Here is a 20,946-nt window from a genome sequence, read left to right on the forward strand (position 1 = left end):
ACGCCTCGGTGGTGTGCGCTCCTTGTTCTTCTGCCCCTACCACCTCTGCTTGGTATGGCCGGTTGGCTTCTGGCGTCTCAGCCGTTCTGGGGTCACGCTGGGCCGGTGCCCCTGCCTTTCGGGGTGTCCGCAATTCTTTGGCTGGCGTTGAGCGCGTGGGGACTGCTCTTCGGCGTCAACGTGACGCGCCGAGGAGTCCGATCATGATGTGGTTCACGCTGCCGTTGCTCGCGGTGACGCTGGTCTGCGTGTTCGTGGTGACGAGGCCGGGGCTGAGGAGGTATCCAACGGGGCGGGCCGGGCTGCGCAGCCGGATGAGGTGGTCGATGGTCGTCGTCGCCCTGGTCGGGCTCGGGTCCGCGATCCTCAACCTTGTGCTGAATCTGACGGTGCGGTGACGTGGGTGCCGTTCCGGCCGCCGTGCCGCGGGTCAGGCGAACTGGGTGAAGTGCTGCGCCCATCACTCCTCGATAGGGAAGCCGCCGGGCGCCGACGTGTCATCGACTGGTCTGACCACCACTTCGAGGGGCGTTCAGCCCCTCGCTGCCTCTTTTCGGTACTCCTGGCCGGTGCGATCAATGACCCAGGGAGCTAGGGCCGCGCCGCACAAGATGATGATGGCACAGGCGATGAATGCGGGTGCCCACCGGCCGTCGGCGACGATGGCGCCCACAGCGACCACTCCGACTGCCGCACCGATCGTGTCCGCGTTCGCCTGCAGGCTCATCCCGCGGGCGACCCGGTCGCCGCTTGCCTCCGAGACGAGGGTCTTCTGCAGCGGGTAGAGGACCGCGAGTGAGGCGGACATGATGATCCACAGTGCGGCTATGAGGATCACCGGCGGCGAGAAGGCCAGCGCAGCCGTGCTCACAGCAGTCGCGAGAGAAGCAGCGACGTAGGCGGGTTTACGACCCCATCGCTCAACGACAGCGTGAAGGGGGCGCGGAAGAACGGTGAGCGCGATACCGCCTGGCAGGTAGACCAGAGCGATTTGCCAGACCTCAAGACCAGCAGCTTGCAGCTGCAGCAGAAGCGCCAGCCCCACACCAGCCTCGGCTGCAGTGACGAAGCCTCCGATCGTCATCAAAGGTGCGAGTCGGCGGACATGTTCACGGATTCCGCCGACGAGCTCCGCTCGCACGACGAGCGGTTCCTTGGGGGTGAGCATCAAGCGTGCGCCGGCGGCGACCGCCGCAACGGCGAGTCCGATGAAGACTGCCGAGTATCCGAAGGCCCCGAGAAGGACCATCGCTGGCCCCCAGAAGATCCATGATCCGAGAGCCTCTGCGGACATGAGTCCCGCGAACGTTCCCGAGTTGTCTGCGAGATACTCGGCGGCAATCGCGCGTAGGGAGATCCAGAACAGCGGGCCTGCGATCCCGCCGAGGACTGCCGCAACGAACGCCATTGCGGGTGTACTCGCTCCTGCGTAGATCAAGCAACTGAGGCTGAAGACGAAGGCTCCGACCGCCGCAACCCGGGACCGCGGTCGTGTATCAGCAAGATAGCCGGCGAGAGGTCGCACGAGCACCGACACGACAAGCTCTGCGGCCACCAGCCATCCGATCACAGGGGCTCCGAGCCCAAGCATCGCTCCCGCCCACAGCGGAACGAGAAAGTCGAGCAGTTCGACAGGCCCACTCAGCAGCGTCGCCGATGTCCTTATCGCTCGGCTGCGCACGGGGTTCATCGACATCCGACCACTGTATGAGTTCGCGGCCCCTCGCCGCACCTCGCGGCCTCCTGCCGGAACAGATCGGCGGAAGACGTGATTGACGCCCCAGAAGTGCGAAACCACCGGGCCCGCTCGTGCGGCTCATCCGGTGGTGCAGTAGTGCGTAGTTTCGAAGCTAGGGGACGACATCGTGGGGCTGTCAAGCGGATTCAGAAAGAAAGTTGCTCGCGCTCGCGATCGGTGAGCACAAGCTCCCCGCGGGCATCGTCGGTTCGCTGTCCGCAGTACGCGCATTCGGTCCCGCCCAGGGGCAGGTCAAAGGAGGTCGTCTCCTGGCAGGTGTCGCATGTGTGGGGTGCGCGCTCGGTGGTATCGATGCTGCGGAAGAAGTGGGCGGCCTCTGCGAGGTGGGCCATGCAGAGGTTCAGTGGCGCCGCCGTGGGTACCGGCTGAGTGGACGCGCACCCGGCGAGCGGCCGGCGTTGACACCAAGTTCCACAACCTGCACCACTACGCAGCGGGAGGGATGATCGCGGCCGGCTGCGACGCCGCGACCGTTCAAAGGCAGCTTTGGCACAAGCACCGCAGCCTGACCCTCGACGTGTACGCGGCCCGGTTCCGCGGCCCGGATTCACGAGCAAAGGATGCCCTGTCGCAGCTGATGCGCGACACTCTCGCGGACTAGGGGCGGACTGAACCGCTCGCGATCCGCGTCATTGCGGCGATCAGCGAGCTCGGAGCGCAATGCCCCCCCATCTCCACGACGGTCGCTGTCGCACGCTGAGGAGCCTGGAAGACGTGGCGCGGCCGACTCGCGCTCAGGCGACGGGCTCGCCGGTCGGATCGGGCGCTGCCGCATCGTCGAGGGCCGTGCCGCCGAGCGGGGTCTGCTGCCACGAGAGCGCCCGCCAGCCCGTAGCGGGCCCGCCCTCCAGCACGACGACGCCGGTGTTCTCGAGACCGTGGGTGCGGCTGAACTCGGCGTCGACGTTGACGGAGTTCCAGGCCGCCCAGGTGCGGATGGCGGCGCCGTGGCTGACCACGGCGACCGTGCCGTGCGGATGCTCGTCGAACAGCGCCGCGATCGCCGCGTCGTACCTCTCCACGAACTCCGTGCCGCTCTCGCCGCCGGGGATGCGCGCGCCGAAGTCGGTCCACCAGGCGTAGAGCGTGTGCTGGTAGGTGGTGACCGCCTCGTGGTCCGACCGGCCCTCGAGGTCGCCCGCGTCGATCTCGCGGAGGCCGTCGAGCACGCGGGGGGTCAGGCCGCGAGCGGACGCGAGCGCTGCAGCGGTCTCCTGCGTGCGGAGCATCGTCGAGACGGCGATCGCGTCGAGCCGCTCGGCCGACAGCGCCGTGGGTATGGCCTCGGCCTGCCGGCGCCCGAGGGCGGTGAGCCCCGGCCCCGGCACGATGGTGCCGAGTTCGCCCTTGACGTTGTCGATGGTCTGGCCGTGGCGGATGAGGAGGAGTCGCATCCCTCTCACCCTACGGTGATCGACGAAGCCGCGTTCGACGATTCGGAGGGAACCTTCGACCCGCGACGACCACCGGTCGCTAGCCTGGTAGGGGCGGCACCCCGAGGTGCGGGGGCCGCGGTGAGGAGCACCATGCGATTCCGCAAACTGTCCGCCGTCTCGGGCGCCACCGCCCTCGGGCTCTCGGTGCTGCTGGCGCTCTCCGCCTGTGCGGGCGGTTCCTCGTCGGGCACCGACGCGGAAGACGACCCCGCGACGGGCCCCGTTCCGGCCACCGCCGAGCAGCTCGTGGGCACCTGGGTGACCGGCGAGAGCTACGACTCGCCCGAGCTGCCGTTCCTGACCTTCGCCGCCGACGGCAGCTGGAACGGTTCCGACGGGTGCAACGGCAATTCGGGAGAGTGGTCGATCTCCTCCGACGGAGGCCTCACCACGAGTGCCGGACTCAGCACGCTGATGGCCTGCTCGGGCGCACCGTTGCCGAAGTCGTTGACGAAGGCGTCGAAGGCCCTGATCGACGACGGATCGTTGTTGCTCACCGACGGCGACGGCGCGACGATCGTGACCCTCGTCCCCTCCGACGACTCGACGGCTGACGCCACAGAGGGCGCCGCTGCGGGCGACGACGCGGGCGCGGTCGTCGGCGGCGCCGCCGGCACCTGGCGCGCGGAGACCCCTGCCGGGGTCGACGTGCACCTCACCCTCGCCGCCGACGGCTCGGTGTCGGGTTCCGACGGCTGCAACACCCTCACCGGCAGCTGGACGGAGGCCGACGGCGTCGTCACCTTCGGCGGCCTCGCCAGCACCAAGAAGGCCTGCGAGGGCGTCGACACCTGGCTGTCGCGCGCGAACGCTCTGAGCTTCGACGGGTCGTCGGCGACGGTGGTGGATGCGGCAGGCGCCCAGATCGGCACGCTCCGCCTCGAGGGCTGAGGTGTGCCGACCCGGGCGCCTGAGGGTGCTGCCGGGATGACGGACGTTGCGGTTACTGCGCGACGCCCTTCAGCGAACCCGTGAGCTTGCCGTTCGCGTCACCGATGAGGCACGAGACAAGGCGGTCGTCGCCATCGGTCCACGAGCCCTCGGTGGGGGTGAAGTAGGTGTAGTCGTACTGCGACTCGTCGTACGAGATGCCGACGAAGCCGTCGAAGGCCTCGAGGCACCCGGCGTTGGCGTCGGTGTCGACGGCCTCGTCGCCCGGGTAGTCGGTGCCATCGAGCTGGAAGTCGTAGTACACCTCGAAGTCGTGCTCGTCGGCGCAGTCGACGATCGGCACCTCGGTGACCTCGGTGGAGGAGGTGTCGTTCATGCAGTCGCCGACGGCGAGGGTGAACACGTCGGTGTCGGTCTGCTCGATCTCCTCACCCGTCGACGAGTCGGTGGCGGGCGGGGCCGAGCTCGGGAACAGCGCGGTGCACCCCGAGAAGGTCAGCCCGAGGGCGAGTGCTGCGGCGACTCCGAGGGTGATGCGGGTGGGGGCTGAGATCGTCATGGGTACTCCGGTGCGTAGGGAATCGGTGCCTGTGAGGAGGCTGAGAGCCCCCTCGTGTCACCATTATGGGGGGCACCTGTACGCGGGTCAATTCGACGACTGTGCCACGATCCCGAGTACCGCGTCGTGAAGCAGACCGTTGCTCGCGAGCGCGCTGCCGGCCCATACACCGGGCACCCCGTCGACGGAGCTGAACCGGCCCCCGGCCTCCTCGACGATGGGCACCAGTGCAGCCATGTCGTAGGGCTGCAGATCGAACTCGGCGGCGACCTCGAGTTGCCCCTCGGCCACCATCATGTACGACCACATCTCACCGTACGCCCTGGTGCGCCAGACCGCTCGTGAGAGGGCGGTGAGCTCGTCGAGCCGGCCCGCCTCGTCCCATCCCTTGAGGCTGTTGTAGCTGATCGAGGCGTCGGCGAGCTCGGAGATGCCGGATGCGCGCAGCCGCACCGGCGCATCTGTGCGGTCGTCGAGGGCATCGGTGGTGAACGCGCCGAGGCCCTTCGCCGCCCACCAGCGGCGGCCGAGCGCGGGCGCGCTCACGACGCCGACCACGGGCGCGCCGTCGACCGCGAGTGCGATGAGGGTCGCCCACACGGGCACGCCGCGCATGTAGTTCGCGGTGCCGTCGATGGGGTCGATGATCCACTGCCTGGTCGACGCGCCCTCGTCGCCCGCCCGCTCGCCGAACTCCTCGCCGAGCAGCCCGTCGTGCGGGCGCTCCTCGGCGAGGAGGGCCCGGAGTGCCTCCTCCACCGCCCGGTCGGCGTCGGTGACGGGCGTGCGGTCGGGCTTGGCCACGACGTGAAGGTCGAAGGCTCGGAAGCGCGAGCGGGAGATGCCGTCGGCGAGGTCGGCGAGGCGGAGGGCGAGATCGAGATCGGCGTCGGCCGTGTGGTTCTGGGTCACCCCTTCAGGCTACCGGCGGCTCAGGCGGTGCTCTCGAGCAGCTTCTGCAGCGACTCGAGCCGTGCCTTGCCGCCCTCGCCGAGCTCTCCCGCCTGCACGCGGTCGACGATCTCCCAGTCGTGGGCCTCGGCGAGCGGGATGCCGCCCGGCGGGTCGCCCTCCGGCACGTGCGCTGTGGCCGCGAAGGAGCGCAGGATGTTCTCGGGGTCGACGTGTCCGAGACCGAAGGAGCGCACCCCGGGGGTGTCGATGATCCAGCCGGTGCGGCCGTCGGGCGCGTGCAGCCGCAGGCACACGGTGGAGGAGGAGGTGTGCCGGCCGCGACCGGTGACGGTGTTGACCACGCCCGTCGCGCGCCGTGCATCCGGAACCAACGCGTTGACCAGGGTCGACTTGCCCACACCGGAGTGCCCCACCGTCACCGTCGTGCGCCCCACGAGCAGCTCGGTGAGCTCGTCGACGGGAACGTCGTCGCGGGAGAGTGTGACAACCCGGATGTCGAGGCAGGCGAACTCGGCGAGGAGGGCTGCAGGGTCGGCGAGGTCGGTCTTGGTGACGCAGAGCACCGGCTCGATTCCCGCGTCGAACGCGGCGACCAGGTAGCGGTCGATGAGACGGGCGCGCGGCTCGGGGTTGGCGGCGGCGACGACGATGAGCATCTGGTCGGCGTTCGCCACGATCACCCGCTCCACCGCGTCGGAGTCGTCGGCGCTGCGACGGAGCAGCGTGCTGCGCTCGTGAACCCTTACGACCCGGGCGAGGGTTCCCGCCTCGCCGGTGGTGTCGCCGACCAGGTCGACCCAGTCGCCCGTGACGATGGGGGTGCGACCGAGCTCGCGGGCGCGCGAGGCGGTGATCTCGTGCTCGTCGTCGGTGTCCTGCCCCACCAGCACCGCGAAGCGCCCGCGGTCGACGGTCATGATGCGGCCGGGCACCGCGTCTTTATGGTCGGGCCGGGTCTTGGTGCGCGGCCGGTTGCCCTTGGGGTTGGGGCGCACGCGCACCATCGACTCGTCGAAGTCGTCGTCGTCTTCGTCGTCGGTGCCGTCGTTCCACCAGCTCATGCGGCCGGGCTCACCCTTCTGCCGTCATGCGCCCGCCGCTGCGCGACCGGCGATCATGCCGTGCCAGAGCTCGGGGAACTGCGGCAGGGTCTTCGAGGTGGTGGCGATGTCTTCGATCAGCACGCCGTCGACCGCGAGCCCGATGATCGCGCCCGCCGTCGCCATGCGGTGGTCGGCGTAGCTCGACCAGAGTCCGCCGTGCAGCGGGCGGGGGGCGATGGCGAGACCGTCGGGAAGTTCGGTGACCTCGCCGCCGAGGTTGTTGATCTCGGTGGCGAGCGCGGCGAGCCGATCGGTCTCGTGATGACGGATGTGGCCGATGCCGGTGATCTCGCTCGGCTCGTTCGCGAGCGCGGCGAGGGCCACCAGCGGCGGTGCGAGCTCGCCGCCGGTGCTGAGATCGAGGGAGACGCCCCTGATGCCGTCGGGGCTGCCGGTGACGGTGAGCCTGTCGCCGTCGCGCGTGACGGTGGCGCCGAACAGGGGGAGGAGTTCGGCGAGATCGGCGCCGACCTGGGTGGTCGACTCGGGCCACCCCGTGATGGTGACGCTACCGCCCGTGACGAGGGCTGCCGCGAGGAAGGGAGCGGCGTTCGAGAGGTCGGGCTCGATCGCCACCTCGGCGCCGGCGATGACGCCGGGCGCGACCGACCAGCCGCCCTCGCCGGTGCTCGTGGCCTCGACACCGCGGGCTCTCACGGCGGCCAGGGTCATATCGATGTGCGGCTGGCTCGGCAGGCGGGCGCCCTCATGCCGAAGCTCGAGCCCTTCGTCGAAGCGTGCGGCGCTCAGCAGCAGCCCGCTGACGAACTGGCTCGAGGCGGAGGCGTCGATGGTGAGCGACCCGCCGGTCACGCGCCCGGTGCCGTGCACCGTGAACGGGAGCGCGGCGCGCCGGTCGTCGCCGATGTCGACGCCGAGGGCGCGGAGCGAGCTGATGGTGGTCGCCATCGGGCGGCGGCGCGCCCCCTCGTCGCCGTCGAAGGTGGTGGGGCCGAGCGCCAGCGCGGCGACCGGGGGGAGGAAGCGCATGACGGTGCCGGCGAGGCCGCAGTCGATCGTGGTGCTGCCGAGGAGTTCTGCGGCGGGGCTGACGGCGAGGTCGGGGCCGAAAGGTCCCGCACAGGGGAGGGCCTCCACGGTGGTGCCGAGCGAGCGCAATGCCTCCACCATGAGCTCGGAGTCGCGCGAGTGCAGGGGCGAGCGCAGCACCGAGGGCTCGGCGGCGAGGGCCGAGAGCACGAGCTCGCGGTTGGTCAGCGACTTCGAGCCGGGCAACGACACGACGGCGTCGAGCGGGGCCGTCGCCCGCGGCGCGGCCCAGTGCTCCTCGCGCTCCACCGGCGCGTCGTCGCCGTAGGGGTTGAACTGCGGCGCGGAATATCTCTGAACAGGCATCGGTTATGAGGATAGTCCGCTCCCGAAAACCCTGGAGGATCCCCGCGTGATGGCCACAGCCGTTCTGACGGCACCACCGGTCGTAGACTTGCCGGTGATGAGCACTCCCAGCACCGCACCAGAAGGCGACGAGGCGACGCCGGCACCCGCCGACCCCCGCGCGCTCTTCGAAGAGCAGGCCATCCCCTTCCTCGACCAGCTGTACGGCGCGGCGCTGCGTATGACGCGCAACCCCGCCGACGCCCAAGACCTGGTGCAGGAGACGTTCGTCAAGGCCTACGCCGCGTTCGGTCAGTTCGAGCAGGGCACGAACCTCAAGGCGTGGCTGTACCGCATCCTCACCAATACCTTCATCAACACCTACCGCAAGAAGCAGCGCGACCCCTACCAGGGCTCGACGAGCGAGATGGAGGACTGGCAGCTCGGTTCGGCCGAGTCGGCGACGGCGATGTCGAGTCGCTCCGCCGAGGCGGAGGCCATCGACCACCTCCCCGACAGCGACGTGAAAGAGGCGTTGCAGTCGATTCCCGAAGACTTCCGTCTGGCCGTGTACCTGGCAGACGTCGAGGGCTTCTCCTACCAGGAGATAGCCGACATCATGAAGACCCCGGTGGGCACCGTCATGAGCCGTCTGCACCGTGGCCGACGGCTGCTGCGCGGTCTTCTCACCGATTACGCCCGGGAGCGCGGCCTCGCCGTCGCCCAGGCGACCGGCACAGGGAGCAAGAAATGAACGACTGCGGCTGCGACAAGGCCAGGGCGGAGCTCGAGGAGTATCTGCGCAACGAGATCTGCCGAACGGATGCCGACGACATCCGCGCCCATCTCGAGAGTTGCGAGGGGTGCCAGTCGGAGCTCCACATCGGCATCGTGCTCACCCAGACGGTGCAGCGCGCGTGCAAGGAGACGGCACCCGAGGAGCTGCGCGATCAGCTGCTGGCACGCCTCCGCACGCTGCAGACCCACTGACCTGCAGACCTACTGACCTGCAGACCCCACGAGCCTGCACGCCCACTGAGCCGCCTCGTCGGCGACCGAAGACTGTAATGCCTCGCACGGCAGGAGCGCAACGGTCTGAGTATTTCTCATGACTGCGCGAATCTGCCCCTAGGCTTGCCCGCGAACGAGCCGCAGGGGTGCGGCTCCGTGTTTGGGAAGCGGTGTCGCATGGATGTGCATTTGGCGTACGACAGGAACGACTCTCGGGCGAGGAGGGCCGTGTCGGCCTTCGTCGCCCTGCTGGTGGTCGTAGCCGGAGGGCTGGTCGCAGCACCGGCCGCATCGGCCGACTCGGGCGGTGACGTGGTCGACTCGGCGCTGCGACCCACGGTGACCCGCATCGCAGGGGCCGATCGCTACGAGCTCGCCGCCCGCCTCGCCCTCGAGACCGCGCCCGCAGGGGCCCGCACCGTCTACGTCGCGTCGGGGGCGAACTACCCCGACGCGTTGAGCGCCGGCCCGGCCGCCGTGCACCGCGGCGCGCCCCTGCTTCTCGTCCAGCCCACTGCGTTCCCCGCCGTGGCGCGCTCGGCGCTCGTGGCCCTCGCGCCGACGAGCGTGATCGTCGTCGGCGGGCCGCTCTCGGTGAGCGACGCGGTGCTGGCCGAGATCTCCGCTGCGGTGCCGCGGGCCGGCGTGGCGCGGGTGTCGGGCGCCGACCGATACGAGGGCAGCCGCGCGGTCATTCGCGACGCCTTCCCCGGGGGAGCGTCCGTGGCCTTCGTGGCCACGGGCCGGTCGTTCCCCGATGCGCTCTCGGCAGGCGCCGCCGCCGGCACCTCCGATCTGCCGGTGCTGCTCGTCGACGGAGCCCTGCCCGGCGTCGACATCCCGACCGAGAGCTTCCTCGGCAGCCTCCGCACCACGACCGCGGTGCTGGTGGGCGGCACATCGTCGGTCTCGGCCGAGGCGGAGTTCGCTCTGAAGCTGACCCGCGACGTGCAGCGCATCGACGGGGTCGATCGCTACCGGGTGTCCCAGGCGCTGAACGCGCGCGTGCTGCAGGACTTCAGCCGCGTCTACCTGGTGACGGGCGAGAACTTCCCCGATGCCCTGGCGGGGGGAGTGCTCGCCGGAACGCGGCACAATCCTCTGTTCGTGGTGCCCGGCACCTGCGTGCCGAGGGGCGTGCTCTCCCAGCTCGACGCCAACGGCACGAGCCAGGTCGTGCTCCTCGGCGGCACGGCGTCCCTCAGCGCCGACGTCGCAGCGCTCACACCCTGCGCGTGGTGAGGCCCGTCGCGGAAACGACGAAGGGCGGCCGACCGGTGCGAACCGGCGGCCGCCCTTCGGGGCTGAGCGGGATCAGCTGAGCGCGCGGGCCAGCAGCTCGGCCTGCTCGACGGCGTGGCGCTTGGCCGAGCCTGCGGCAGGCGACGCCGCTGCCGGGCGCGAGACCACCGAGATGGTGCGGCCCTCGAGGCGCGAGGCGAGCTCGGTGCAGATGAACGGCCAGGCTCCCTGGTTCTGCGGTTCGTCCTGCACCCAGACCAGCTCGGCGTTCGGATACTGCGACACCACCCGGTTGATCTCGACGAGCGGCAGCGGGTAGAACTGCTCGAGCCGCACCAGGGCGATGCCCTCGTTCGGGTTCTTCTGCAGCTCGCTCGCCAGGTCGTAGTGGATCTTGCCGGAGTGCAGCAGCACCTTGGTGACGGCGCCCTTGTCGGTGATGCGGGCGTCGTCGATGACCGGCTCGAAACGGCCGGAGGTGAGGTCGTCGACCGAGCTGGTGGCGCCGCGCAGACGCAGCATGGCCTTCGGGGTGAAGACGATGAGCGGCTTCCTCGGGCGGGCGTAGGCCTGACGGCGCAGCAGGTGGAAGTACGACGCGGGGGTCGACGGCCGCGCCACGGTCATGTTGTCCTCGGCGCACAGCTGCAGGTAGCGCTCGATGCGCGCCGAGCTGTGGTCGGGACCCTGACCCTCGTAGCCGTGGGGGAGGAGGAGCACCAGCGAGGAGCGCTGGCCCCACTTCTGCTCGGCCGAGGAGATGAACTCGTCGATGATGGTCTGCGCCCCGTTGGCGAAGTCGCCGAACTGCGCCTCCCAGAGCACGAGCGCGTCGGGGCGCTCCACGGAGTAGCCGTACTCGAAGCCCATCGCCGCGTACTCGCTGAGCAGCGAGTCGTATATCCAGAACCTGGCCTGACCGTCGGAGAGGTTCGCGAGCGGCAGCCACTCCTGGCCGTTCTCCCGGTCGTGCAGCACCGCGTGACGCTGCACGAAGGTGCCGCGGCGTGCATCCTGACCCGCGAGACGCACGGGGGTGCCCTCCACGAGCAGCGAGCCGAGGGCGAGCAGCTCGCCGAAGGCCCAGTCGATGGAGCCGTTGCGGCTCATGTCGACACGCTTGGTGAGCAGCTGCTGCAGCTTCGGATGCACGGTGAAACCGGCCGGCTTGTTGTCGAAGGCGTCGCCGATGAGGTGCACTGTCGATTCGGAGACCGCCGTCTCGAACGGCGCGGTGGCGCTGTCGTCGCGCTGCGCCTCGGGTCGTTCGAGATCGGAGACCGGCTTCGTGTCGTCGGTGATGACCGGGATCGACGAGGTCTGCGCGGCGTGCGTCTCGGCGAAGGCGCGCTCGAGGCGGTCTTGGAAGTCGCGGTGCGCCGCCTCGTACTCCTCCTCGGTGATGTCGCCTCGGCCGACGAGCGCCTCGGTGTAGAGCTTGCGCACCGAGCGCTTGGCCTCGATGAGGTTGTACATGAGCGGCTGGGTCATCGAGGGGTCGTCGCCCTCGTTGTGCCCGCGACGGCGGTAGCAGATGAGGTCGATGAAGACGTCGCGGTGGAACTGCTGGCGGTATTCGAACGCCAGCTGCGCGACGCGCACGACCGATTCGGGGTCGTCGCCGTTCACGTGGAAGATCGGCGCCTGGATGGTCTTCGCCACGTCGGTCGAGTACACCGACGAACGCGACTCCGTGGGCGGAGTCGTGAAGCCCACCTGGTTGTTGATGTTGACGTGGATGGTGCCGCCCGTGCGGTAGCCGCGCAGTTGCGACATCTGCAGGGTCTCGACGACGACGCCCTGGCCTGCGAGGGCCGCGTCGCCGTGGATGAGGATGGGCAGGGTCGAGAACGTGCCGATGGGCTTGCGGTCCTGCTTGGCCCGCACGATGCCCTCGAGCACACCGTCGGCGGCCTCGAGGTGCGAGGGGTTCGCGGCGAGGTAGACCGGGATCTCCGTGCCGTCGGCCGAGGTGAAGGTTCCCTCCGTGCCGAGGTGGTACTTCACGTCACCCGAGCCCTGCACCGTGCGCGGGTCTTGGGTGCCCTCGAACTCGCGGAAGATCTGACCGTAGGTCTTGCCGGCGATGTTGGTGAGCACGTTGAGCCGGCCACGGTGGGCCATGCCGATGGCGACCTCGTCGAGGCCCTCCTCGGCGGCGCCCTGGATGATCGCGTCGAGCAGCGCGATCGCCGACTCGCCGCCCTCGAGCGAGAAGCGCTTCTGGCCGACGTACTTCGTCTGCAGGAAGGTCTCGAAGGCCTCGGCCTCGTTGAGCTTGGCCAGGATGCGCATCTGCTCGTCGTGGCCCGGCTTGGCGTAGGGGCGCTCGACCTTCTCCTGGATCCAGCGGCGCTGCGCCGGGTCTTGGATGTGCATGTACTCGATGCCGATCTTGCGGCAGTAGGAGTCGCGCAGCACACCGAGGATGTCGCGCAGGTACGACTGGCGGGTGAGGCCGAACTCGCCCGTCACGAACTCGCGGTCGAGGTCCCAGAAGGTGAGACCGTGGGTGGCGATGTCGAGATCGGGGTGCGTGCGCTGACGGTACTCCAGCGGGTCGATGTCGGCCATCAGGTGGCCGCGCACGCGGAACGCGTTGATGAGCTCCTGCACGCGCGCCGTCTTGTCGATGGCGCTGGCCAGGTCGACGTCGATGTCGGCGGCCCACTGGATGGGCTCGTAGGGGATGCGGAGCTCGGCGAAGATGTCGTGGTAGAAACCGCGCTCGCCGAGCAGCAGTTCGTGCACCTTCTTCAGGAACTCGCCCGACCCCGCACCCTGGATGACCCGGTGGTCGTAGGTGGAGGTGAGCGTGATGACCTTGCCGATGCCGAGGTTCGCCAGCACCTTCGGCGAAGAGCCCTGGAACTCCGCCGGGTACTCGAGGGCACCGGCACCGATGATGGCGCCCTGACCCTTCATGAGACGCGGCACGGAGTGCACGGTGCCGATGCCGCCCGGGTTGGTGAGCGAGATCGTGGTGCCCTGGAAGTCGGTGGCGGTGAGCTTGTTGGCGCGGGCCCGGCGCACCAGGTCTTCGTAGGCGCCGAGGAACTCGTTGAAGCTCATGGTGTCGGCGCGCTTGATGCCGGGGACCAGCAAGGCGCGGGAGCCGTCGGGCTTCGGGATGTCGATGGCGATGCCGAGGCCCACGTGGGCGGGGGCCACGACGGAGGGCTTGCCGTCGACCTCGTCGTAGTAGACGTTCTGGCTCGGGAACTCCTTGAGCGCCTGCACCAGCGCCCAGCCGATGAGGTGCGTGAACGACACCTTGCCGCCGCGGGCGCGGCGGAGGTGGTTGTTGATGACGATGCGGTTGTCGATCATCAGCTTGGCCGGGATGGAGCGCACGCTCGTCGCCGTCGGAACGGTGAGGCTCGCATCCATGTTCGTGGCCAGCGACTTCGCCATGCCGCGCAGCGGCGTCACGACGTCTTTCTCGGCGTCTTCGGCGGCGTCCTTCGCGGCCTCCTCCGCGGTGACCGACCGGGTGGAGGGGGCCTCGGCCGGGATGGGCTGGGGCTTCGCCTCGACGCTCGTGGTCTTCGCGATGGGCTGGGTGGCCGGGCGGGGGTCGGTGGCGGGGGAAGGAGCGGCTTCGGCGGGCGCCGCCGGGGCGGCGGGCGCCGGCGCGGCGGGAGCTGCAGCCTCGGCGGGTGCCGCCTCGGCCGTGGCGGACGCATCAGCGGTGGCGGGTTCCGCATCGGCCTGGCCGCCGTTCGCGGCGAGGTGCGAGCGGTAGCTCTCGAGCACCGGCCACCACGACTTGTCGACCGACTCCTTGTCGGCTACGTACTGCTCGTACAGCTCGTCGACGAGCCATTCGTTCGCGCCGAATTCGCCTGATGCACCTTCGTCGGTACTCGTTCCCGTCACCTGGCTAGCCAAAGCCGATCGCCCACTTCCCGTTTGCCTCACGTGGCACGTGCCGGTGTCTGCTGCGCTGCTTGTTCACGCGTGGACACGTGCACCGTCAAGCCTAGACCTTCTACGCGGGTGCTCCGGCCATGCCGGCAGCGGTCTAGCGTTGTTCCCATGGAGTTCTACGGTGGCCCCGCTCGCGACGACCTGACCTATTCCGACGTGTTCCTCATCCCCTCCCGATCCGCGGTGACCTCGCGGCTCGACGTGTCGCTCGCTCCCGACGACGGCACCGGCGCGACCATCCCGATCGTGTCGGCCAACATGAACTCGGTGACCGGCCCGCGCCTTGCCGCGAGTCTCGCCCGCCGTGGCGGTCTCGGTGTGCTGCCGCAGGACATGCCGCTGCAGCAGCTGGCGGAAGCCATCCGCTGGGTGAAGGCGCAGCCGGTCGACTACGACACACCCTTCGAGATGCGCCCCGAGCAGACCGTGGAGGAGGCACTGCTGCTCGTCCCCGCTGTCGCGGGTCAGGGCATCGTGCTCCACGACGGCGCGGGGGAGTACCTCGGCTGCATCCCGGCGGCGAGGCTCGCCACAGCCCTGCCCGACGCGAAGCTCGGCGACCTCGTGCACGGCGCGCTCACCTCGCTCTCGGCCGACGACCTCGACGGGCCGCGCGACGCCTTCGACGCGATGGTCGCGGCCGACATCGACTTCGCCCCGGTGCTGCGCCACGGCGCCGTCGTCGGAACCCTCAGCCGCACCAGCGCGCTGCGCGCCACCCTCTACTCCCCGGCGGTCGACGCCGACGGGCGACTGCGGGTCGCGGCGGCGGTGGGCATCAACGGCGACGTCGTCGACAAGGCGAGGGCGCTCGTCGCCGCCGGTGTCGACGTGCTCGTGGTCGACACCGCGCACGGCCACCAGGAGGGCATGCTGCGGGCGCTCCAGGCTCTGGGCGCCGCAGCCCTCGGCGTGCCGATCGCCGCGGGCAACGTGGTGACGGCCCGGGCGGTGAACGACCTCGTCGACGCCGGTGCGACCATCCTCAAGGTGGGTGTCGGGCCCGGCGCCATGTGCACCACCCGCATGATGACCGCGGTCGGCAGGCCGCAGTTCTCGGCCGTGCTCGAGACGGCGGCTGCCGCCCACGAGCGGGGAGCCCACGTCTGGGCCGACGGCGGCGTGCGCTACCCGCGCGACGTCGCGCTCGCGCTGGCTGCGGGCGCCTCCTCGGTGATGATCGGCTCGTGGTTCGCCGGCACCATCGAGGCGCCGGGAACCCTGCACACGGATGCGGAGGGCCGGCTCTACAAGGAGAGCTGGGGCATGGCATCGACGAAGGCGGTGAAGGAGCGCTTCGGCCGGCTCGACGCCTACGAGCTGGCACGCAAGACCCTGTTCGCGGAAGGCATCTCGTCGAGCCGCATCTACCTCGACCCGCTGCGGCCCTCGCTCGAAGACCTGCTCGACATGATCACCTCGGGGGTGCGCAGCTCGTTCACCTACGCCGGGGCGTCGACGCTCGCCGAGTTCCACGACCGCGCCCTCGTCGGCATCCAGTCGGCTGCGGGGTACGAGGAGGGCAAGGCGCTCCCGGTGAGCTGGTAGCGCGGGTAGGATCGAGCACACCATGGACGACCCTCCCTCTGCGCATCCGGTTCCCATCGTGACCGCCGTCCCGGCCATGAGCGGAGGCCCTCGTGGTCTCTGAGCTCGTGTTGCTCGGCATCGGCCTCGTGCTCACGGTGGGCACCGGCTTCTTCGTGGCGAGCGAGTTCTCGCTCGTGAACCTCGACCGCTCCGACCTCGAGGCCAGGTCGGCCAGGGGGGAGAAGGGGCTGCAGCCGCCCATCACCGCGCTGAAGCACACCTCGACGCACCTCTCCAGTGCGCAGCTCGGCATTACCCTCACGACGCTGCTCACCGGGTACACGATGGAGCCGGCGATCTCGAGCCTCCTGCGCGGTCCGTTCACCGCCATCGGCATCCCCGAGTCGGTGGTGTCTCCTCTCGCCGCGGTGATCGGCATCGCCGTCGCGACCCTGCTGTCGATGATCATCGGCGAGCTGGTGCCGAAGAACTTCGCTCTGGCTCTGCCACGTGCGACCGCGCGCATCGTCGTGCCGTTCCAGCTCGTGTTCACGACGGTCTTCCGCCCTGCGGTGGCACTGCTCAACAACAGCGCCAACGCCCTGCTGCGCCTCGTCGGCATCGAACCCAAGGAAGAGCTCTCCGGAGCGCGCACGGCGGAGGAGCTGTCGTCGCTCGTGCGCCGGTCGGCCATGGAGGGCAGTCTCGATGTCGACACCGCCACACTGCTGAACCGCACCCTCCTGTTCTCCTCGCACGACGCCTCCGACGTCATGACGCCGAGACCGCGCATCCGGAGCGTCAAACGCGACGATTCGGTCGAGGTGGTGCTCGAGCTCGCGCGCACGACGGGGCATTCCCGTTTCCCGGTGATCGACGAGGGCGTCGACGACATCGTCGGGCTGGCGCACGTGAAGCAGGCCGTGGCGATCCCGCGCGACCGGCGCCCCGAGGTGCCGGCCGCCGCCATCATGACAGAGGCGTTGCGGGTGCCCGAGACGATGCAGCTCGACCTGCTGCTCGGCGAACTGCGCGGGCGCGGCTACCAGATGGCGGTGGTCATCGACGAGTACGGCGGCACCGCCGGCGTCGTGACCCTCGAAGATCTCGTGGAGGAACTCGTGGGCGAGCTCGTCGACGAGCACGACCGCACGAGAGCGGGCGTGGTGCAGTCGCGCGGCGACACCGTGTTCCCCGGACTCCTGCGCCCCGACGAGCTCGCCGACCAGGCGGGCATCCGTGTGCCCGACAACGGCCCGTACGAGACCGTGGGCGGCTTCGTCATGAGCGAGCTGGGGCGGCTGCCGGTGGTCGGCGACACCGTGAGGCTGCCCGAAGGGGCGCTCCGTGTGGAGCGGCTCGAGGGCCGGCGCATCGACCGGCTGCGGTTCATCGCCGACCCGGTGACCAGTGCCGTGGCCGCCGCCGTCGAGGAGGAGGCCCGACGTGGCTGACTGGCTCGGAATCGTCTGGCTCGTGGTGCTGCTGGCCGGCAACGCCTTCTTCGTCGCGGCCGAGTTCGCCGTCATCTCGGCGCGCCGCTCGCAGATCGAACCGCTCGCCGAGCAGGGCAGAGCGAGCGCCAAGACGGCGCTGTACGCGATGGAGCACGCGACGCTCATGCTCGCGACCACGCAGCTCGGCATCACGGTGTGCTCGCTGCTCATCCTGAACGTCTCAGAGCCCGCCATCCACCACCTGCTCGAGGTGCCGCTGCACCTCACCGTGCTGCCGGAGGAGATGATCGGCACCATCGCGTTCATCGTGGCGCTGCTCGTGGTGTCGTTCCTGCACGTGGTGCTCGGCGAGATGGTGCCGAAGAACATCTCGTTCTCGCTGCCCGACCGCGCCGTGCTGCTGCTCGCGCCGCCGCTGGTCGGAGTGGCCCGGGTGTTCCGGCCCGTCATCGTGGCGTTGAACGCCAGTGCCAACGGGGTACTGCGGTTGTTCCGGGTGGAGCCGAAGAGCGAGGCCGCGAGCGCGTTCACGCTCGACGAGGTGTCGACCATCGTGGAGCAGTCGACCCGCGAAGGGGTGCTCTCCGACCGCACCGGAACACTCAGCGCCGCGTTCGAGTTCACCTCGAAGACGGTGGCGGATGTGGCGGTACCGCTCGAGTCGCTGGTCAGCCTCCCCGAGACGGCCACCCCGGGCGACGTCGAGCGCGCCGTGGCGAAGCACGGCTTCTCGCGCTATGTGCTCGTCGACGAGGGAGGCATCCCCATCGGCTACGTGCACCTCAAAGACGTCATCGATCTCGACGACGACGAATACGACGACCCCATCCCGACGAAACGGGTGCGCATCCTCCCCTCGATCTTCGAGAAGACCGAGCTCGAAGACGCCCTCGCCACCATGCGCCGCACCGGCGCACACCTTTCCCGCTCCTTCTCCGAGACCGGAGACACCCGCGGCGTGCTCTTCCTCGAAGACATCATCGAGGAGCTCGTGGGCGAGGTGCAGGACGCGACGCGGCGGTAGCCGGCGCTCGGGGTCAGGGGCGGGGTCGGGCGCGCTCGTACTGCACGGGCCAGGGGATGGTGGTGCCGAGGGCGGTGGCGGCGCGGAGGGGGAAGTGCGGGTCGCGGAGCATCTCGCGGCCGAGCATCACCGCATCGGCCCGGCCCGAGTCGACCACGTCGGCCGCCTCCTGAGGCGTCGTGATGAGGCCGACCGCCGAGACCCGCACCGGCTCGGGCACGCGCTCCTTCACATACCCGGCGAACGGCACCTGGTAGAGCGGCCCCACCGGGATGCGCGCACCGGCGAGGTTGCCGCCCGAGGAGATGTCCATCACGTCGGCCCCGGCCTCCGCCGCCCAGCCGGCGACGACGGCCGTGTCCTCCTCCGTCCAGCCGCCCGTCTCCGCCCAGTCGGTGGCCGAGAAGCGCACGAACAGTGGCACCCCCTCGCCCGCCTCGGCCCGCACGGCGGCGACCACCTCGAGCAGCAGGCGCGCCCGGTTCTCCAGCGGGCCGCCGTACTCGTCGTCGCGCAGGTTCGACAGCGGCGAGAGGAACTGGTGCACCAGGTAACCGTGGGCCGCGTGCAGTTCGAGCACCTCGAAGCCGGCGTCGAGCGCCCGCCGGGCGGCCGCCACGAAGTCGTCGACGACGCCCGCGATCTCCGGCACGGTCAGCGCGCGCGGAGCACGGTAGCCGTCGAAGGCAACGGCGGAAGGCCCCACCGTCTCCCAGCCGCCCTCCTCGAGCGGCACCGAGCCCTGCTGTTCGGCCCAGGTGCGCCAGGTCGACGCCTTGCGCCCGGCGTGCGCCAGCTGGATGCCCGCGACCGCCCCCTGAGCCCTGATGAAGGCGGTGATGCGCGCGAAGCGGTCGCGCTGCTCGTCCGTCCAGATGCCCAGGTCTTCCGGGCTGATCCGCCCTTCGGGCGAGACCGCAGTCGCCTCCGTCATCACGAGCCCCGCACCGCCCACCGCGAAGGAGCCGAGGTGCACCAGGTGCCAGTCGGTGGTGAGACCGTCTCGTTCCTCGGCCGAGTACTGGCACATCGGCGCCACCCACAGGCGGTTGCGCATCGTGGTGGCACGCACGGTGAGCGGGGTGAACAGAGCGGATGCGGTCATACTGCGCCTTTCGTCGTCGCCTTCGATTATCTCCGGCTCCTCGACCTCTCCCGTCACGGCCGCCGTATCGTGGGATCATGACGACCGAGTGGCGGGACTGGACCGAGCTCGCGGCCTCGGAGCACCTCCGGGCGCCCCGAGCCGACGACGACAAGTACTCGCGCGGGGTGCTCGGTGTCGTCACCGGCTCGGAGGAGTACCCGGGTGCCGCGGTGCTCGGTGTCGAGGCCGCCGTGCGCACCGGTCTCGGCATGGTGCGCTACCTCGGCGCGGAGCGGCCGAGCTCCCTCGTGCTGCAGGCGCGGCCCGAGGCGGTGACCGCCGACGGCAGGGTGCAGGCCTGGTTGATCGGCTCGGGCATGTCGCCCACGGGGCGCGACGAGGCCACGCTCGACCGGCTCGAGAGGGCGCTGGCCCAAGAGGTGCCCGTCGTCGTCGACGCCGGAGCCCTCGACCTCTCCGATGCCGCGGCCGGCCCGGCCGTGCTCACGCCGCACGCGGGCGAGCTGGTCACGCTGCTGTCGGCGCGGGGCGTCGACACCGACCGCGCGACGGTCAGCGCCGACCCGGCAGGCTGGGCGGAGCGCGCCGCCGACCTCACGGGCAAGGTGATCGTGCTGAAAGGGAGCGTCACGCACGTCTGCGGTCCCGCGTCGGGGCGGTGGGCGCCCGGCGGCGTGCGCGTCGCCGCGCGTGTCGAGGCGCCCTCGAGCTGGGCCGCGACGGCGGGCTCGGGCGATGTGCTCGGCGGCGTGCTGGGTGCGTTGCTCGCCGGTCAAGCCGATCGACTCGCCGACGACCCCGCCCGCCTCGTGGGTCTCGCCGCCACCGGCGCGTACCTCCACGCCTGGGCGGCCGAGCGCGCCTCGGGCGGCGGGCCGATCGCCGCGCTCGACATCGCGGCGGCGCTGCCCGCCGTCGTCGCCCGCCTGCTCACGGGCGTCGGGGGCGTCAGCGGGGCGAGGCGGTGAGGTCGACGTCGATCGCGGCTGTGCCGCCCAGCACCGAGCCGCCGAGCGACGGCACCGGGATGCCGTAGTCGGCGAGTTCGATCGGGATGCTGCCCTCGATCACCGCCTGCCTGTCGTCGAAGGAGATGGTCGCCTCGCCCTCCACCTGCTGGCTCACGCCGCGCAGGGTGAGGGTGCCGACGATCGGCACGGTGCCCTCGCCGCCCTCGGGGAGCTCGGCCGGGCTGGTGAGCACGAACGAGGCGACGGAGTTGCCGCCGGTGGCCCGGATGAGGGCGTCGAGCATCGCCGCCTTGGCGAGGTCGTCGCCCACCAGGGTCGACAGGTCGACCATGAACTCGGCGTCGGTGACCGTGGTGTCGGTGCGGGTGATCGCACCCGAGATCTGCTCGGTGCGGCCCGCCACCACGGGCGCGTCGGCGCCGCCGACGCGGTACCCCACCGAGGAGCCGGCGTCGAGGGTCCAGGTGTGCGCCGAGTCGACGTCGTGGCCGTCGGCCGACGAGCCCACCACGGTGGGTACGACCTGCTGCATGGTCGCAGACATGTCGATCTCGGCGCCCCTCGAGACGATGGGCACAGCCACCACGGCAACGACGCCGACGGCCGCGACACCGGCGGCGAGGGCGACGAAGTACTTGGCGGGCTTGTTCACGCGTCAACTTTCCGGTCGGGACG

19 protein-coding genes are annotated in these 20,946 nt (G+C 70.3%); 8 read left to right on the plus strand and 11 right to left on the minus strand.

From position 1 onward, the window contains the following. Window positions 1-175: 175 nt before the first annotated feature. From ABFY20_RS08360 to ABFY20_RS08375, 4 genes are all read right to left on the minus strand, one after another. Entirely contained in the window at window positions 176-370 is a 195-nt protein-coding gene (locus ABFY20_RS08360; protein ID WP_368499471.1) for a hypothetical protein, read from the minus strand. 162 nt (window positions 371-532) lie between these two features. Next, on the minus strand, window positions 533-1,696 hold the full coding sequence (locus ABFY20_RS08365) for an MFS transporter (RefSeq protein WP_368499472.1): 1,164 nt from the start codon (window positions 1,694-1,696) through the stop codon (window positions 533-535). A 188-nt stretch (window positions 1,697-1,884) separates the two neighbouring features. Further along, window positions 1,885-2,091, minus strand: coding sequence for a hypothetical protein (locus ABFY20_RS08370; protein ID WP_368499473.1), 207 nt, complete (start codon window positions 2,089-2,091; stop codon window positions 1,885-1,887). 402 nt (window positions 2,092-2,493) lie between these two features. Further along, a complete protein-coding gene (locus ABFY20_RS08375; protein ID WP_368499474.1) occupies window positions 2,494-3,153 on the minus strand; it encodes a histidine phosphatase family protein in 660 nt (219 codons plus the stop codon). Between the two features lie 132 nt (window positions 3,154-3,285). Between ABFY20_RS08375 and ABFY20_RS08380 the strand changes: the two genes are divergently transcribed. Further along, window positions 3,286-4,086 carry an META domain-containing protein gene (locus ABFY20_RS08380; RefSeq protein ID WP_368499475.1) on the plus strand — a complete coding sequence of 267 codons (801 nt, stop codon included), beginning with the start codon at window positions 3,286-3,288 and terminating at the stop codon, window positions 4,084-4,086. Window positions 4,087-4,138: 52 nt separating this feature from the next. On the opposite strand, the gene ABFY20_RS08385 is transcribed toward ABFY20_RS08380, so the two are convergent. The 4 genes from ABFY20_RS08385 to aroA all read right to left on the minus strand — a co-directional run bounded on the left by ABFY20_RS08385 (window position 4,139) and on the right by aroA (window position 8,019). Continuing rightward, entirely contained in the window at window positions 4,139-4,645 is a 507-nt protein-coding gene (locus ABFY20_RS08385) for a septum formation family protein (RefSeq protein WP_368499476.1), read from the minus strand. A gap of 87 nt (window positions 4,646-4,732) precedes the next feature. Next, entirely contained in the window at window positions 4,733-5,557 is an 825-nt protein-coding gene (locus ABFY20_RS08390; RefSeq protein ID WP_368499477.1) for an inositol monophosphatase, read from the minus strand. A gap of 20 nt (window positions 5,558-5,577) precedes the next feature. After that, on the minus strand, window positions 5,578-6,621 hold the full coding sequence (rsgA, locus tag ABFY20_RS08395; protein ID WP_368499478.1) for a ribosome small subunit-dependent GTPase A: 1,044 nt from the start codon (window positions 6,619-6,621) through the stop codon (window positions 5,578-5,580). A 24-nt stretch (window positions 6,622-6,645) separates the two neighbouring features. Next, on the minus strand, window positions 6,646-8,019 hold the full coding sequence (gene aroA, locus ABFY20_RS08400) for a 3-phosphoshikimate 1-carboxyvinyltransferase (RefSeq protein WP_368499479.1): 1,374 nt from the start codon (window positions 8,017-8,019) through the stop codon (window positions 6,646-6,648). Between the two features lie 97 nt (window positions 8,020-8,116). On the opposite strand from aroA, the gene ABFY20_RS08405 reads away from it, so the two are divergent. The 3 genes from ABFY20_RS08405 to ABFY20_RS08415 all read left to right on the plus strand — a co-directional run bounded on the left by ABFY20_RS08405 (window position 8,117) and on the right by ABFY20_RS08415 (window position 10,251). Further along, complete coding sequence (locus tag ABFY20_RS08405; RefSeq protein ID WP_368499480.1) at window positions 8,117-8,752, plus strand: sigma-70 family RNA polymerase sigma factor; 636 nt, start codon at window positions 8,117-8,119, stop codon at window positions 8,750-8,752. Next, a complete protein-coding gene (locus ABFY20_RS08410) occupies window positions 8,749-8,988 on the plus strand; it encodes a zf-HC2 domain-containing protein (protein WP_368499481.1) in 240 nt (79 codons plus the stop codon). Before ABFY20_RS08405 ends, ABFY20_RS08410 begins: the two co-directional genes overlap by 4 nt. A gap of 249 nt (window positions 8,989-9,237) precedes the next feature. Next, on the plus strand, window positions 9,238-10,251 hold the full coding sequence (locus ABFY20_RS08415; RefSeq protein ID WP_368499482.1) for a cell wall-binding repeat-containing protein: 1,014 nt from the start codon (window positions 9,238-9,240) through the stop codon (window positions 10,249-10,251). Window positions 10,252-10,323: 72 nt separating this feature from the next. On the opposite strand, the gene ABFY20_RS08420 is transcribed toward ABFY20_RS08415, so the two are convergent. Further along, window positions 10,324-14,142, minus strand: a complete 3,819-nt coding sequence (locus tag ABFY20_RS08420; protein WP_368499483.1) for a multifunctional oxoglutarate decarboxylase/oxoglutarate dehydrogenase thiamine pyrophosphate-binding subunit/dihydrolipoyllysine-residue succinyltransferase subunit — start codon at window positions 14,140-14,142, stop codon at window positions 10,324-10,326. 147 nt (window positions 14,143-14,289) lie between these two features. On the opposite strand from ABFY20_RS08420, the gene ABFY20_RS08425 reads away from it, so the two are divergent. The 3 genes from ABFY20_RS08425 to ABFY20_RS08435 all read left to right on the plus strand — a co-directional run bounded on the left by ABFY20_RS08425 (window position 14,290) and on the right by ABFY20_RS08435 (window position 18,192). Further along, window positions 14,290-15,729: a GuaB1 family IMP dehydrogenase-related protein gene (locus ABFY20_RS08425; RefSeq protein WP_368499484.1), complete on the plus strand. Its 1,440-nt coding sequence runs from the start codon at window positions 14,290-14,292 to the stop codon at window positions 15,727-15,729. A gap of 92 nt (window positions 15,730-15,821) precedes the next feature. Beyond that, window positions 15,822-17,165: a hemolysin family protein gene (locus tag ABFY20_RS08430; protein WP_368499485.1), complete on the plus strand. Its 1,344-nt coding sequence runs from the start codon at window positions 15,822-15,824 to the stop codon at window positions 17,163-17,165. Continuing rightward, a complete protein-coding gene (locus tag ABFY20_RS08435) occupies window positions 17,158-18,192 on the plus strand; it encodes a hemolysin family protein (protein ID WP_368499486.1) in 1,035 nt (344 codons plus the stop codon). The genes ABFY20_RS08430 and ABFY20_RS08435 overlap by 8 nt, the downstream gene beginning before the upstream one ends. A 13-nt stretch (window positions 18,193-18,205) precedes the next feature. Here the strand turns inward: ABFY20_RS08435 and ABFY20_RS08440 are convergent, their stop codons facing one another. Then, a complete protein-coding gene (locus tag ABFY20_RS08440; RefSeq protein ID WP_368499487.1) occupies window positions 18,206-19,297 on the minus strand; it encodes an NADH:flavin oxidoreductase/NADH oxidase in 1,092 nt (363 codons plus the stop codon). A 77-nt stretch (window positions 19,298-19,374) separates the two neighbouring features. Here ABFY20_RS08440 and ABFY20_RS08445 point away from each other — a divergent pair, with 77 nt between their 5' ends. Beyond that, on the plus strand, window positions 19,375-20,268 hold the full coding sequence (locus tag ABFY20_RS08445) for an NAD(P)H-hydrate dehydratase (protein WP_368499488.1): 894 nt from the start codon (window positions 19,375-19,377) through the stop codon (window positions 20,266-20,268). Here ABFY20_RS08445 and ABFY20_RS08450 read toward each other — a convergent pair. Continuing rightward, a complete protein-coding gene (locus ABFY20_RS08450; RefSeq protein WP_368499489.1) occupies window positions 20,249-20,923 on the minus strand; it encodes a YceI family protein in 675 nt (224 codons plus the stop codon). The two genes, ABFY20_RS08445 and ABFY20_RS08450, sit on opposite strands and share 20 nt — an antisense overlap. Window positions 20,924-20,946 lie beyond the last annotated feature (23 nt).

This window comes from Herbiconiux sp. A18JL235 (genome assembly GCF_040939305.1).
Classification (GTDB): domain Bacteria; phylum Actinomycetota; class Actinomycetes; order Actinomycetales; family Microbacteriaceae; genus Herbiconiux.